The sequence below is a fragment of the Pseudomonas jessenii genome, from assembly GCF_002236115.1.
In the GTDB taxonomy this organism is placed as follows: domain Bacteria; phylum Pseudomonadota; class Gammaproteobacteria; order Pseudomonadales; family Pseudomonadaceae; genus Aquipseudomonas; species Aquipseudomonas jessenii.
Map to the genome: position 1 here is coordinate 318,967 of NZ_NIWT01000004.1, position 13,104 is coordinate 332,070.

Below are 13,104 nucleotides of genomic sequence, written 5' to 3' on the forward strand. Positions count from 1 at the left end.
GGCGACGAGTAAGGAGTCACCGATGGCTATCAGCATGACAGAAGCGGCTGCTCGACACGTGCGGCGCTCCCTCGACGGGCGCGGCAAAGGTGAAGGGATTCGTCTGGGTGTTCGCACCACAGGCTGTTCCGGCCTTGCCTACGTGCTGGAGTTTGTCGACGAGGTGGTTGCAGAGGACCAGGTGTTCGAGAGTCACGGCGAGAAAGTGATCATCGACCCGAAGAGCCTGGCCTACCTGGACGGCACCGAACTCGATTTCGTCAAGGAAGGGTTGAACGAAGGCTTCAAGTTCAACAACCCCAACGTACGCGGTGAATGTGGCTGCGGCGAAAGCTTCAACATCTGAGGCTTGTCGTGGGTACTCCTTGTCATTTCGCTTTATTTGAGCTGCAACCGAGTTTCGATCTGGATCTCGATCAGCTGGCTACGCGCTACCGTGAGTTGGCGCGCGGCGTTCATCCGGACCGTTTTGCTGACGCTTCCGAGCGCGAGCAGCGGTTGGCGCTGGAACAATCCGCGAGCCTCAACGAGGCCTACCAGACGCTCAAGAGTCCACCCAAGCGCGCGCGTTACCTGCTCGCCTTGAATGGTGGCGAGCTGCCGCTGGAGGTCACGGTGCATGATCCGGAGTTTCTGCTGCAGCAGATGGAGCTGCGCGAAGAGCTCGAAGACCTGCAGGACAGCGCCGACCTGAATGGCGTTGCCGTCTTCAAGCGCCGCCTCAAGGCTGCCCAGGATGAACTGAACCAAAGCTTCGCAGCTTGCTGGAACGATGCCGCGCACCGTGAACGGGCCGAACGCCTGATGCGGCGCATGCAGTTCCTCGACAAGCTCACCTACGAAGTGCGCCAGTTAGAAGAGCGCCTCGACGATTAACCCAGTGCCGCTCCGGTCGCACGCCTGATATACAGATAAGTCCTGATAACGATGGCCCTACTGCAGATCGCCGAACCCGGCCAAAGTCCTCAACCGCACCAGCGTCGTCTGGCTGTGGGGATCGACTTGGGCACTACCAATTCGCTGGTCGCTGCATTGCGCAGTGGACTTTCCGAACCTCTGGCTGACGCAGAAGGGCGGGTCATCCTGCCGTCTGCCGTACGCTATCACGCCGATCGCGTCGAAGTTGGCGAGTCCGCCAAACTGGCCGCCGCCACCGATCCTTTGAACACCGTGCTGTCGGTCAAGCGCTTGATGGGTCGTGGTCTGTCCGACGTCAAGCAATTGGGCGATCAACTGCCGTACCGCTTTGTCGGTGGCGAATCGCACATGCCGTTCATCGAGACGATCCAGGGCCCGAAAAGCCCGGTGGAAGTCTCCGCCGACATCCTCAAGGTTCTGCGTCAGCGTGCCGAGGCGACCCTGGGCGGTGAGCTGGTGGGCGCGGTGATCACCGTTCCGGCCTATTTCGACGACGCTCAGCGTCAAGCCACCAAGGACGCGGCCAAGCTGGCCGGTCTGAACGTGTTGCGCTTGCTCAATGAGCCGACCGCGGCAGCCGTGGCTTACGGTCTGGACCAGCACGCCGAAGGCCTGGTCGCGATTTACGACCTGGGCGGCGGCACCTTCGATATTTCGATTCTGCGCCTGACCGGCGGTGTTTTCGAAGTGTTGGCCACCGGCGGCGACAGCGCCCTGGGTGGCGATGACTTCGACCACGCGATTGCCGGCTGGATCATTGAGGGTGCCGGTTTGTCGGCCGACCTTGATCCGGGCGCGCAGCGTCAACTGCTGCAGACTGCCTGTGCCGCCAAAGAAGCGCTGACCAGTGCCTCGTCGGTCGAAGTGGCGCATGGCGCCTGGAAAGCCGAGCTGACCCGTGAAGTCTTTGATGCGCTGATCGAGCCGATGGTCGCGCGCAGCCTGAAAGCCTGCCGCCGCGCGGTGCGTGATTCCGGTGTCGAACTGGAAGACGTGCATGCCGTGGTCATGGTCGGTGGTTCGACTCGCGTGCCTCGCGTTCGTGAAGCTGTCGCCGAAGCCTTCGGTCGCAAGCCGCTGACTGAAATCGACCCGGATCAAGTGGTGGCCATCGGTGCTGCGATCCAGGCCGATACCCTGGCCGGCAACAAGCGCGATGGCGATGAACTGCTGCTGCTCGACGTAATTCCGTTGTCCCTGGGGCTGGAAACCATGGGCGGCCTGATGGAGAAGGTGATTCCACGCAACACCACCATCCCCGTCGCTCGTGCCCAGGACTTCACCACTTACAAAGACGGCCAGTCGGCCATGGCCATCCATGTGTTGCAGGGAGAGCGCGAGCTGATCAGCGACTGTCGCTCCCTGGCACGCTTCGAATTGCGCGGCATTCCAGCGATGGTGGCCGGCGCAGCGAAGATTCGCGTGACCTTCCAGGTCGATGCCGATGGCTTGCTCAGTGTGTCCGCCCGCGAACTGGGTTCGGGCGTCGAAGCCAGCATCCAGGTCAAGCCGTCCTACGGTCTGACCGACGGCGAAATCGCCAAGATGCTCAAGGATTCGTTCCAGCACGCCAACGACGACAAGGTTGCCCGCGTACTGCGTGAGCAGCAGGTCGATGCCCAGCGCCTGATCGAAGCGGTGCAGGCTGCCCTGGAGGCCGACGGCGACCGACTGCTCGACGCCGACGAGCGCATGGTCATCGACCTGCAGGTGCAGGAACTGACCGAACTGATGAAAGGTACCGATGGTTACGCCATCGAGCAGCAGACCAAGCGTCTGTCGCAAGTGACCGACGCCTTTGCTGCCCGCCGCCTGGACTCGACGGTGAAAGCCGCGCTGGCGGGGCGCAACCTGAATGAGATTGAGGAATAACGATGCCGCAGGTCATTTTTCTGCCACACGAGAAGTTTTGCCCCGAAGGCATGGTTGTTGAAGCTGAGACGGGTATTTCCATCCTCGAACTGGCCCACGAGCACCACATCGAGATGGAAAGTGCCTGTGGCGGCGTTTGTGCCTGCACCACTTGCCACTGCATCATCCGCGAGGGTTTCGACTCGCTGGAAGAGGCTGATGAGCTGGAAGAGGACTACCTTGATAAGGCTTGGGGTCTTGAGCGCGAGTCCCGTCTGGGGTGCCAGGCCAAGGTCGGTACCGAAGACCTGACCGTCGAGATTCCGAAGTATTCGCTCAACCATGCGGCCGAAGCACCGCACTGATTCAAGGATCTGAAATGAGTCTGAAATGGGTTGATGTACTGGAAATCGCGATCCAGTTGGCTGAAAGCAAGCCTGAGGTGGACCCGCGTTACGTGAACTTCGTCGATCTGCACCAATGGGTGCTGGCATTGCCGGAGTTCAGCGATGATCCGACCCGCGGCGGCGAGAAAGTGCTTGAAGCCATTCAGGCCGCCTGGATCGAAGAGGCAGACTGAGTCTGTCGAGCAGGTTAGGCAATACCCGAGAACCCGCGTATAATTCGCGGGTTTAATTTTTCGTAAATTACCGTTTCTGGAGTTACACCATGGCTGTTCAACGTACTTTCTCCATCATCAAGCCTGACGCCGTTGCTAAAAACGTTATCGGCGAGATCACCACTCGTTTCGAAAAAGCTGGCCTGCGCGTTGTAGCTTCGAAACTGAAGCAACTGTCCAAAGCCGAAGCTGAAGGCTTCTACGCTGAGCACAGCGCTCGTGGTTTCTTCAACGACCTGGTTGCTTTCATGATCTCCGGTCCGGTTGTCGTTCAGGTTCTGGAAGGCGAAAACGCTATCGCTCTGAACCGTGAGCTGATGGGCGCTACCAACCCTAAAGAAGCTGCTGCCGGCACCATCCGCGCTGACTTCGCTGATTCCATCGACGCCAACGCCGTACACGGTTCGGACTCCGAAGCCGCTGCCGCTCGCGAAATCTCGTACTTCTTCGCAGCTACTGAAGTAACCACTCGCTAAGCATTGGCTTAAGAGTGAAGGTGAATCCATGACTACATCGACTGTAAAAACTAACCTGCTGGGTCTGACCCAGCTGGAAATGGAAAAATTCTTCGACTCAATCGGGGAGAAGCGTTTCCGTGCCGGTCAGGTAATGAAATGGATTCACCACTTTGGTGTCGATGATTTCGATGCCATGACGAACGTCAGCAAGGCCTTGCGCGAAAAGCTCAAGGCTGTTGCTGAGGTCCGTGGTCCGGAAGTGGTCAGCGAGGACATCTCCAGCGACGGCACCCGCAAGTGGGTGGTGCGCGTGGCGTCCGGCAGCTGCGTCGAGACCGTTTACATTCCCCAGGGCAAGCGCGGCACCTTGTGCGTTTCGTCCCAGGCAGGCTGTGCCCTGGATTGCAGTTTCTGCTCCACCGGCAAGCAAGGCTTCAACAGCAACCTCACCGCCGCCGAAGTCATCGGGCAGGTGTGGATTGCCAACAAATCCTTTGGCAGCGTCCCGGCAACCGTCGACCGTGCCATCACCAACGTGGTGATGATGGGCATGGGTGAGCCGCTGCTGAACTTCGACAACGTCGTCGCGGCCATGCATTTGATGATGGACGACCTGGGCTACGGCATTTCCAAGCGCCGTGTGACCCTGTCGACCTCCGGCGTGGTGCCGATGATCGATGAGCTCTCCAAGCACATCGACGTCTCCCTGGCGTTGTCCCTGCACGCACCGAATGACGCATTGCGTAACCAATTGGTGCCGATCAACAAGAAGTATCCGCTTAAGATGCTCCTCGAGTCGTGCCAGCGCTACATGTCGAATCTCGGCGAAAAACGCGTGCTGACCATCGAGTACACCTTGCTCAAAGATATCAACGACAAGGTCGAGCACGCCGTGGAGATGATCGAGCTGCTCAAGAACATCCCGTGCAAGATCAACCTGATCCCGTTCAACCCGTTCCCGCACTCCGGTTACGAGCGCCCGAGCAACAACGCCATTCGTCGTTTCCAGGATCAGCTTCATCATGCCGGTTTCAACGTCACCGTCCGCACCACCCGTGGTGAAGACATCGATGCGGCCTGTGGTCAACTGGTAGGGCAGGTGCTGGATCGCACCCGTCGCAGCGAACGTTATATCGCCGTGCGTGAACTCAACGCCGACAACGATGTAGCGCAAGACGCCGCGAAATAACCAAGAGAGGATCTCTATGTCCCTGCGCTTTGCGCTGCTTTTGCTGTTGGCCAGCCTGTGTGCTGGCTGCGTGCTTTCGGGTGATTACAACCCGATGAAGACCAGCAAGGGCCGTGATGAAGCGCGTGAGGCCTATGTGCAACTCGGTATCGGGTATTTGCAACAAGGCATGACCGAACGCGCCAAGGTTCCGTTGAAGAAAGCATTGGAGCTGGATGGCTCCGACCCTGATGCCAACGCGGCGCTGGGGCTGGTGTTCCAGGCCGAGATGGAGCCGGAACTTGCCGACGAGCATTTTCGCAAGGCGCTGGCTTCCCGTCCCGGCGATGCACGAATCCTCAATAACTACGGCAGTTTCCTGTTCGAGCAGAAGCGTTACAACGAAGCCTACGAGCGCTTTGAACAGGCCGCTGCCGATACCCTGTATCCTGAGCGTTCTCGGGTGTTCGAGAACCTGGGCATGACCGCAGCGATGCTCGGTCAGCGCGATCTGGCCCGGCAGCAACTGGAAAAAGCCCTGCGCCTGAACCGCCAACAACCACGTGCATTGCTGGAAATGGCTGAGTTGTCTTACGAAGACAGGCATTATGTGCCTGCGCGTGACTATTACGACCGTTTTAGCCAGCTCTCCGAGCAAAATGCACGTAGTCTATTGCTCGGCGTTCGGCTGGCAAAAGTGTTCGAAGACCGCGACAAGGCCGCAAGTGCAGGCCTGCAACTAAAAAGACTCTATCCCGGTACGCCGGAATATCAGCAATACCTGTCGGAGCAATGATGAAAGCGGCGCATCCCGAAGTTGTAGCAGCGAATCGCGTAAACCCCGGTGAGACTTTGCGCCAGGCCCGCGAAAGCAATGGCTGGTCGCTGGCCGAAGTGGCCCTCAAGCTCAACCTCACCACCACTTCCCTGAGCAATCTGGAAGCCGGCGCCTTCGACAAGCTGCCCGGGCATACTTTTGCCCGTGGTTACATTCGCGCCTATGCCAAATTGCTCGGCATGGACCAGGCCGTTCTGGTCCAGCAATTCGATCAATCCACCGGTACCGACTCCCAGGGCAGCAATGTTCACAGCCTGGGCCGTATCGAAGAGCCGGTCCGGGTTTCCCACACCATTTTGCGAATCGTCAGCCTGCTGTTGCTGGTCGCGGTGATCGGTGGCGGTTTCGTCTGGTGGCAGGATCAGACCTCGATGCGCACCAAGGACCTGATCGGTCTGGCACCAGAGCACGTAGAAGTCGAAGGCGCCGACGGTACGACACAGATTCACCCGCTGGACGAGCCGGAAGACCAGGCCGTCGTGGAAGGTCAGAGCGAAGGCGTAACCGCCCTCGCGCTGCCACAGGCCGACGCTCCGGCTGAAGCACCAGAGCAGGCTCAGGCGACTGCGCCAGCCGCCCCGGTAGCGCCGACCACGCCAGCCGCACCCGCGCACACCACCGCGCCCGTTGTCGCAGCGCCGGTGACCCCGGCAGCTCCGGCTCCGGCAGCTCCTGCCGTCCAGGCTCCGGTGGCGACTGCACCGGTAGCCCCTGTCGCTCCTGCTCCAGCGGCAGCCGCGCCGGTGGCCGGCCAAGGCCAGGTTCAGGTGCAGTTCACCTCCGATTGCTGGACACAAGTGACCGACGGTAGCGGCAAGGTGCTGTTCAGCGGTCTCAAACGCAAAGGCGACAGCCTGGCAATCAATGGCAAACCACCGTTTGCCGTGCGTCTGGGCTTTGCCCGTGGCGCTCAGGTCAGCTACAACGGCCAGCCGGTTGATGTCGCTCCGTTCACCAGTGGCGAGACTGCTCGCCTGAAGTTGGGTCAATAAGTCATGCACGGCGAATCTCCAATCAAACGTCGCGAATCCCGCAAAATCTGGGTCGGTAACGTGCCTGTTGGCGGCGATGCGCCTATCGCTGTGCAGAGCATGACCAACAGCGACACCAACGATGTTGCGGCCACCGTCGCGCAGATCAATCGCCTGGAAGCGGCCGGCGTCGATATCGTGCGGGTCTCCGTACCGGACATGGACGCTGCCGAAGCCTTCGGCAAGATCAAGCAGCTGGTCAAAGTACCCTTGGTTGCCGACATCCACTTCGACTACCGGATCGCTTTGCGCGTAGCCGAACTGGGTGTCGATTGCCTGCGGATCAACCCGGGCAACATCGGTCGCGAAGACCGCGTGCGTGCGGTGGTGGATGCCGCCCGTGACCGCGGGATCCCGATCCGTATCGGCGTGAACGCCGGTTCCCTGGAAAAAGACCTGCAAAAGAAATACGGCGAGCCGACCCCGGCGGCGCTGGTCGAGTCTGCCTTGCGCCACGTCGAGCACCTTGAGCGCCTGAACTTCCAGGACTTCAAGGTCAGCGTGAAAGCCTCCGATGTGTTCATGGCCGTCGAAGCCTACCGCTTGCTGGCCAAGGAAATCGTCCAGCCGTTGCACCTGGGCATCACCGAAGCCGGTGGTTTGCGTTCCGGCACGGTGAAATCTGCCGTGGGCCTCGGTATGCTGCTCGCCGAAGGGATTGGCGATACTATCCGCATCTCGTTGGCGGCCGACCCGGTCGAGGAAGTGAAAGTCGGCTACGACATTCTCAAATCCCTGCACCTGCGTTCCCGTGGCATCAACTTCATCGCCTGCCCGAGCTGCTCGCGGCAGAACTTCGATGTGGTCAAGACCATGAACGAGCTGGAAGGGCGCCTCGAGGATTTGCTGGTGCCGCTGGATGTCGCGGTTATCGGTTGCGTGGTCAATGGCCCGGGCGAAGCCAAGGAAGCCCATATCGGCTTGACCGGCGGCACGCCGAACCTGATTTACATCGACGGCAAGCCGTCGCAGAAGCTGACGAATGACAATCTGGTGGATGAGCTTGAACGCTTGATCCGCCAGAAAGCGGCCGAAAAGGTCGAAGCTGAAGCTGCCGTTATTGCGCGCGGCTAAGCCTGGCTAAAAAGAGCCGAACGAATTAAGGAATTTAAGTGAGCAAGTCTCTGCAAGCCATTCGTGGCATGAACGACATCCTGCCCGAACAGACTCCCCTGTGGCGTCATTTTGAAGGCACCGTTTCACGCCTGCTGGATAACTACGGTTACAAGCAGATCCGCATGCCGATCGTCGAGTTCACCGAACTGTTCAAGCGTTCCATCGGTGAAGTGACCGACATCGTCGAAAAAGAGATGTACACCTTCGACGACCGTAACGGCGACTCCCTGACCCTGCGCCCTGAAGGCACGGCGGCCTGTGTGCGCGCGGTGCTGGAACACGGCATCACTGGCGGCGGCCAGGTTCAGAAACTCTGGTACATCGGTCCGATGTTCCGCCACGAGCGTCCGCAAAAAGGCCGTTATCGCCAGTTCCACCAGATCGGTGTCGAAGTGTTCAACCTCGACGGTCCGGACATCGACGCCGAGTTGATCGTGCTGACCTGGCGCCTGTGGGGCGAACTGGGCATCCGCGATGCGGTCAAGCTCGAGCTCAACAGCCTGGGCACCAGCGAGTCTCGCGGTCGTTATCGCGAGGCACTGGTCGAGTTCCTGTCCCGGCATCTGGACAAGCTGGACGAAGACAGCCAGCGCCGCCTGAAGACCAACCCGTTGCGGGTCCTGGACACCAAGAACGCCGAGACGCAGGCGATTCTGGTCGATGCGCCGAAAATGGCCGACTACCTCGACGAAGAATCCCGCGTGCATTTCGAGGGCCTCAAGGCTCGTCTGGACGCCGCCGGCATTCCTTATGTGATCAACCCGAAGCTGGTTCGCGGGCTGGACTACTACAGCAAGACCGTTTTCGAATGGGTCACCGACAAACTTGGCGCCCAGGGCACCGTGTGTGCCGGTGGCCGCTACGACGGTCTGGTGGAGCAGATGGGCGGCAAGCCGACCGCTGGCGTTGGCTTTGCCATGGGCATCGAGCGCCTGGTGCTGTTGCTCGAAACCCTGGAGCAGATCCCGCAAGAGATCTCCCGTCAGGTCGACGTCTACCTCTGCGCCTTCGGTGAAGCCGCCGAACTGGCCGGCCTGACCCTCGCAGAGCGCGTTCGTGACCAGTTGCCCAACCTGCGCCTGCAAGTGAATGCCGGCGCCGGCAGTTTCAAAAGCCAGTTCAAGAAGGCCGACAAGAGCGGCGCGCTGTACGCGCTGATCCTCGGTGACGACGAAATGGCCCAGCAAGTGGTAGGTTTCAAACCCCTGCGTGGCCAGGGCGAACAACAAAGCATTGCCTGGGATGCGCTTGCAGCACACCTGGCCACCTGCGTCGTGCAGGGTTGAAGCTGTCTAAACAGCCGAATTAGCGATTAAGGAGTATTGGGGTGTCGAGTACCGAAGACGAACATTTGATGGAATTGAAGGAATGGTGGTCACGCAACGGTAAGCCCCTGGTCACTGGCGGCCTGTTGGCGCTGGTCATCGTGTTCGGCTGGCAGGCGTTCCAGAAGTATCAGAGCAATCAGTCGCAAGGCGCCTCGATTCTCTATCAGCAATTGCTCGAAACCACGCTGACGCCTGACGGCAAGCCTGATGCGGCCCGTGTTTCGGACCTGGCCGGCAAGCTCAACAGCGAGTTCGGCGGCAGCGCCTATGCGCAGTACGGCAGCCTGTTCGTGGCCAAGGTAGCGGTCGACAGCGGCAAGCTGGACGACGCGGTCACCGAGCTCAAGGCCATTGTCGCCAAACCGGCCAACCCGGCGCTGGGCGAAATCGCCCGTCAGCGTCTGGCCCAGGTACTCGGCGCGCAGAACAAGGCCGACGAAGCACTGAAGCTGCTCGAAGGCGATGCCGACAAGGCATTCCTGGCCACTCGCGAAGAGCTCAAGGGTGACCTGTTGGTGCAGCTGGGTCGTACCGACGAGGCGAGCGCGGCGTATCAAAAAGCCAAGGCGGCACTGTCGGATGAAGCGGCGGTCGGTGGCCTGCAAATCAAGCTGGACGACCTGGCCAAAGGGGATGCGTGACGTGATTCGTTGGAAACATGCAGCATTGCTGGCCCTGGCCATTTTGGCCGCGGGTTGCAGCAGCAACAGCAAAAAAGAACTGCCTCCGGCCGAGCTGGTCGACTTCAAGGAAGAAGTGGTTCTGCACAAGCAGTGGAGTCGTTCGATCGGTGACGGTCAGGGCGAAACCTACAACATGCTGGTTCCGGCCATCGATGGCGATACCATCTATGCCGCCGACGTCACTGGCGTGTTGATGGCGATGGACCGCAACACCGGCGACGTCAAATGGAAGAAAGACCTCGAGTTGCCTGTTTCCGGCGCCGTTGGCGTAGGTTACGGTCTGGTCACCATTGGTACGATCAAGGGTGAAATCGTTGCCCTGGACGCGATCAACGGTGAAGAAAAGTGGCGCGCTCGCGTGTCCAGCGAAGTACTGGCGCCGCCAGCCAACAACGGTGACGTCGTGGTGGTTCAGACCCAGGACGATCGTCTGATCGGCCTGGATGCCTCCACCGGTGACCGTCGTTGGATCTATGACAGCACGCCTGCGGTACTGACCCTGCGTGGCACCAGTGCGCCGATCGTGACCAACCGCCTCGCGGTGGCTGGCCTGTCGACCGGTAAAGTGGTTGCCGTGGACATCTCCAACGGCGTACCGGTGTGGGAACAGCGCGTAGCGATCCCGCAAGGTCGTTCGGAGCTGGAGCGCGTGGTCGACATCGACGGTGGCTTGCTGCTGTCGGGCGAGACGCTGTATGTCGCCAGCTATCAGGGGCGCGTTGCTGCTCTGGACCTGCAAAGCGGCCGTCAGCTCTGGCAGCGTGATGCTTCCAGCTATGCCGGTGTCGCCCAGGGTTTCGGTACCGTTTATGTGACCCTGTCTTCGGGCACCGTTGAAGGCGTCGACGAGCGTTCCACCACAGCCTTGTGGAGCAACGACTCGCTGGCCCGCCGTCAACTGTCGGCTCCGGAAGTGTTCTCCAGCTACGTTGCAGTCGGTGACCTGGAAGGTTACCTGCACCTGCTGAGTCAGGTGGACGGTCGTTTCGTCGGCCGCGAGCGCATCGACAGCGACGGCCTGCGTGCCCGTCCGCTGGTGGTGGGTGACACGATTTATGTATATGGCAACAGCGGCAAACTGGAAGCCCTGACCATTAAGTAAAGGTTTGACTATGCTTGGGGTTAACCCCCCAGGCTGCTTCACCGTTTGTAAGAGTGTAGGAGCGAACTTGCTCGCGATGGACGTCAACGATTACGTTGGCAATCTGGATAAACGCGGTGTCTTTGCGTTTTTCGCGAGCAAGCTCGCTCCTGCAAAAAAACACACGGTGATTGCCCCGAGCACCAGCCGCTGCCTCGCAGCGGCTTTTGTATTTTCTGAAATAACGAAGTGGAGAGCCGCATGGTTCCCGTAATCGCCCTGGTGGGCCGACCGAACGTCGGCAAGTCCACCTTGTTCAACCGCCTGACCAGGACTCGTGACGCCATCGTCGGCGACTTGTCCGGTCTGACCCGTGATCGCCAGTACGGTGAGGCCAAGTGGCAAGGGCGTTCCTACATTCTGATCGACACCGGCGGTATCTCCGGTGACGAGCACGGTATGGACGAAAAAATGGCCGAGCAGTCGCTGCTGGCCATTGAAGAAGCGGATGTCGTTCTGTTCCTGGTAGATGCCAAGGCCGGCTTCACCGCCGCCGACCAGATGATCGCCGAACATTTGCGCAAACGTAACAAGCGTTCCCACGTGGTGGCCAACAAGGTCGACAACATCGACCCGGAAATGGCCCGCGCCGAATTCGCCCCGTTGGGCATGGGCCACGCGATCCCGATCGCCGGTGCCCACGGCCGTGGTATCACCCAGTTGCTGGAAATCGCACTGAGTGACTTCCCGAAAGACGAAGACGAGCTGGAAGAAGGCGAGGAAGAAGATGTAGCCGAAGGCGAGGAAGCCAAGCGCATTCCTGGCCCAAGCGAAAAAGACGGGATCAAGATCGCCATCATCGGCCGTCCGAACGTCGGCAAGTCGACCCTGGTCAACCGCATGCTCGGGGAAGACCGGGTAATCGTCTACGACCAACCCGGTACCACCCGCGACAGTATCTACATCCCGTTCGAGCGTAACGACGAGAAGTACACGCTGATCGACACCGCCGGTGTGCGCAAGCGCGGCAAGATCCACGAAGAAGTCGAAAAGTTCTCCGTGGTCAAAACCCTGCAAGCGATCAAAGACGCCAACGTGGTGATCTTCGTGATGGACGCCCGCGAAGGCGTGGTGGATCACGACCTCAACCTGCTGGGCTTTGCCCTTGAGGCCGGTCGTGCATTGGTCATCGCGATCAACAAGTGGGACGGCATGACGCCGAGCGAGCGCGACTTCGTCAAGATCGAGTTGCAGCGTCGTCTGTTCTTCGTCGAGTTTGCCGATATTCACTTTATCTCGGCACTGCACGGCACCGGCGTGGGCAACCTCTACGCGTCGGTACAGAACTCGTTCAAGTCCGCGGTTACCCGCTGGCCGACCAGCCGCCTGACCCAGATCCTGGAAGACGCGGTCAGCGAGCACCAGCCGCCGATGGTCAACAGCCGCCGGATCAAGCTGCGTTATGCTCACCTCGGTGGCGCGAACCCGCCGATCATCGTGATCCACGGCAACCAGATCGAGAAGGTGCCGAAGTCCTACGTGCGTTACCTGGAAAACACCTACCGCCGTGTGCTGAAGCTGGTCGGTACACCGATCCGCATCGAGTTCAAGGGTGGCGAGAACCCGTACGAAGGCAACAAGAACACGCTCACCGACCGTCAGGTCAACAAGAAGCGTCGCTTGATGTCGCACCACAAGAAGGCCGACAAGAAGCGTCGCGACAAGCGCTGATTCAGCGCTTGCTCACTCTTTTGGGGTGGGCTTGTTGTGGCGAGGGGGCTTGCCCCCGTTCGGTTGCGCAGCAGCCGCAATACCTGCAAGTGCGGTCTGCCAGACACACCGAGATTGCAGGATTGGGGTCGCTTCGCGACCCAACGCGGGCAAGCCCGCTCGCCACAGGGTACGGCGGTGATCAATTGAAGAAGGGCGTCTATAAGGCGCCCTTTTTCATGCCTGCCGTTTGGGCTATCCTCGGACTCCCCCGCGCCGCCGTAGAGCCGGGTGTAGAGCAGG

The 13,104-nt window shown here is 60.1% G+C and carries 15 protein-coding genes; all 15 read left to right on the forward strand.

Annotated elements, in window-relative coordinates; translation table 11 throughout:
- Positions 1 to 22 precede the first annotated feature (22 nt).
- Positions 23 to 346: an iron-sulfur cluster assembly protein IscA gene (iscA, locus tag PSJE_RS14575; RefSeq protein ID WP_003227904.1), complete on the forward strand. Its 324-nt coding sequence runs from the start codon at positions 23 to 25 to the stop codon at positions 344 to 346.
- Positions 347 to 354: 8 nt separating this feature from the next.
- Entirely contained in the window at positions 355 to 876 is a 522-nt protein-coding gene (gene hscB / locus PSJE_RS14580; RefSeq protein WP_057716302.1) for a co-chaperone HscB, read from the forward strand.
- A 51-nt stretch (positions 877 to 927) separates the two neighbouring features.
- Complete coding sequence (gene hscA, locus PSJE_RS14585; protein ID WP_090453236.1) at positions 928 to 2,790, forward strand: Fe-S protein assembly chaperone HscA; 1,863 nt, start codon at positions 928 to 930, stop codon at positions 2,788 to 2,790.
- Positions 2,791 to 2,792: 2 nt separating this feature from the next.
- On the forward strand, positions 2,793 to 3,134 hold the full coding sequence (fdx, locus tag PSJE_RS14590; RefSeq protein ID WP_007998670.1) for an ISC system 2Fe-2S type ferredoxin: 342 nt from the start codon (positions 2,793 to 2,795) through the stop codon (positions 3,132 to 3,134).
- 14 nt (positions 3,135 to 3,148) lie between these two features.
- On the forward strand, positions 3,149 to 3,349 hold the full coding sequence (gene iscX / locus PSJE_RS14595; RefSeq protein WP_008070969.1) for a Fe-S cluster assembly protein IscX: 201 nt from the start codon (positions 3,149 to 3,151) through the stop codon (positions 3,347 to 3,349).
- Positions 3,350 to 3,438: 89 nt separating this feature from the next.
- A complete protein-coding gene (gene ndk / locus PSJE_RS14600) occupies positions 3,439 to 3,864 on the forward strand; it encodes a nucleoside-diphosphate kinase (protein WP_007903599.1) in 426 nt (141 codons plus the stop codon).
- Positions 3,865 to 3,892: 28 nt separating this feature from the next.
- Positions 3,893 to 5,035 carry a dual-specificity RNA methyltransferase RlmN gene (gene rlmN, locus PSJE_RS14605; protein WP_057716300.1) on the forward strand — a complete coding sequence of 381 codons (1,143 nt, stop codon included), beginning with the start codon at positions 3,893 to 3,895 and terminating at the stop codon, positions 5,033 to 5,035.
- Positions 5,036 to 5,051: 16 nt separating this feature from the next.
- Complete coding sequence (pilW, locus tag PSJE_RS14610; protein ID WP_090453237.1) at positions 5,052 to 5,810, forward strand: type IV pilus biogenesis/stability protein PilW; 759 nt, start codon at positions 5,052 to 5,054, stop codon at positions 5,808 to 5,810.
- Positions 5,810 to 6,844, forward strand: a complete 1,035-nt coding sequence (locus tag PSJE_RS14615; protein WP_090453239.1) for a RodZ domain-containing protein — start codon at positions 5,810 to 5,812, stop codon at positions 6,842 to 6,844. Before pilW ends, PSJE_RS14615 begins: the two co-directional genes overlap by 1 nt.
- Positions 6,845 to 6,847: 3 nt before the next feature.
- The gene (ispG, locus tag PSJE_RS14620; protein ID WP_008057743.1) at positions 6,848 to 7,957 is read left to right on the forward strand and encodes a flavodoxin-dependent (E)-4-hydroxy-3-methylbut-2-enyl-diphosphate synthase; all 1,110 of its coding nucleotides are present in this window, start codon (positions 6,848 to 6,850) and stop codon (positions 7,955 to 7,957) included.
- Between the two features lie 38 nt (positions 7,958 to 7,995).
- A complete protein-coding gene (hisS, locus tag PSJE_RS14625) occupies positions 7,996 to 9,285 on the forward strand; it encodes a histidine--tRNA ligase (protein ID WP_008053247.1) in 1,290 nt (429 codons plus the stop codon).
- A 41-nt stretch (positions 9,286 to 9,326) separates the two neighbouring features.
- Positions 9,327 to 9,968 carry a tetratricopeptide repeat protein gene (locus tag PSJE_RS14630; protein ID WP_057716297.1) on the forward strand — a complete coding sequence of 214 codons (642 nt, stop codon included), beginning with the start codon at positions 9,327 to 9,329 and terminating at the stop codon, positions 9,966 to 9,968.
- Positions 9,961 to 11,112 carry an outer membrane protein assembly factor BamB gene (gene bamB, locus PSJE_RS14635; RefSeq protein ID WP_057716296.1) on the forward strand — a complete coding sequence of 384 codons (1,152 nt, stop codon included), beginning with the start codon at positions 9,961 to 9,963 and terminating at the stop codon, positions 11,110 to 11,112. The genes PSJE_RS14630 and bamB overlap by 8 nt, the downstream gene beginning before the upstream one ends.
- A gap of 67 nt (positions 11,113 to 11,179) precedes the next feature.
- Positions 11,180 to 11,365 carry a hypothetical protein gene (locus PSJE_RS30575; RefSeq protein WP_139212618.1) on the forward strand — a complete coding sequence of 62 codons (186 nt, stop codon included), beginning with the start codon at positions 11,180 to 11,182 and terminating at the stop codon, positions 11,363 to 11,365.
- Positions 11,353 to 12,822 (forward strand): ribosome biogenesis GTPase Der, encoded by a 1,470-nt coding sequence (gene der, locus PSJE_RS14640; protein ID WP_057716294.1) that lies wholly within the window; start codon positions 11,353 to 11,355, stop codon positions 12,820 to 12,822. Before PSJE_RS30575 ends, der begins: the two co-directional genes overlap by 13 nt.
- Positions 12,823 to 13,104 lie beyond the last annotated feature (282 nt).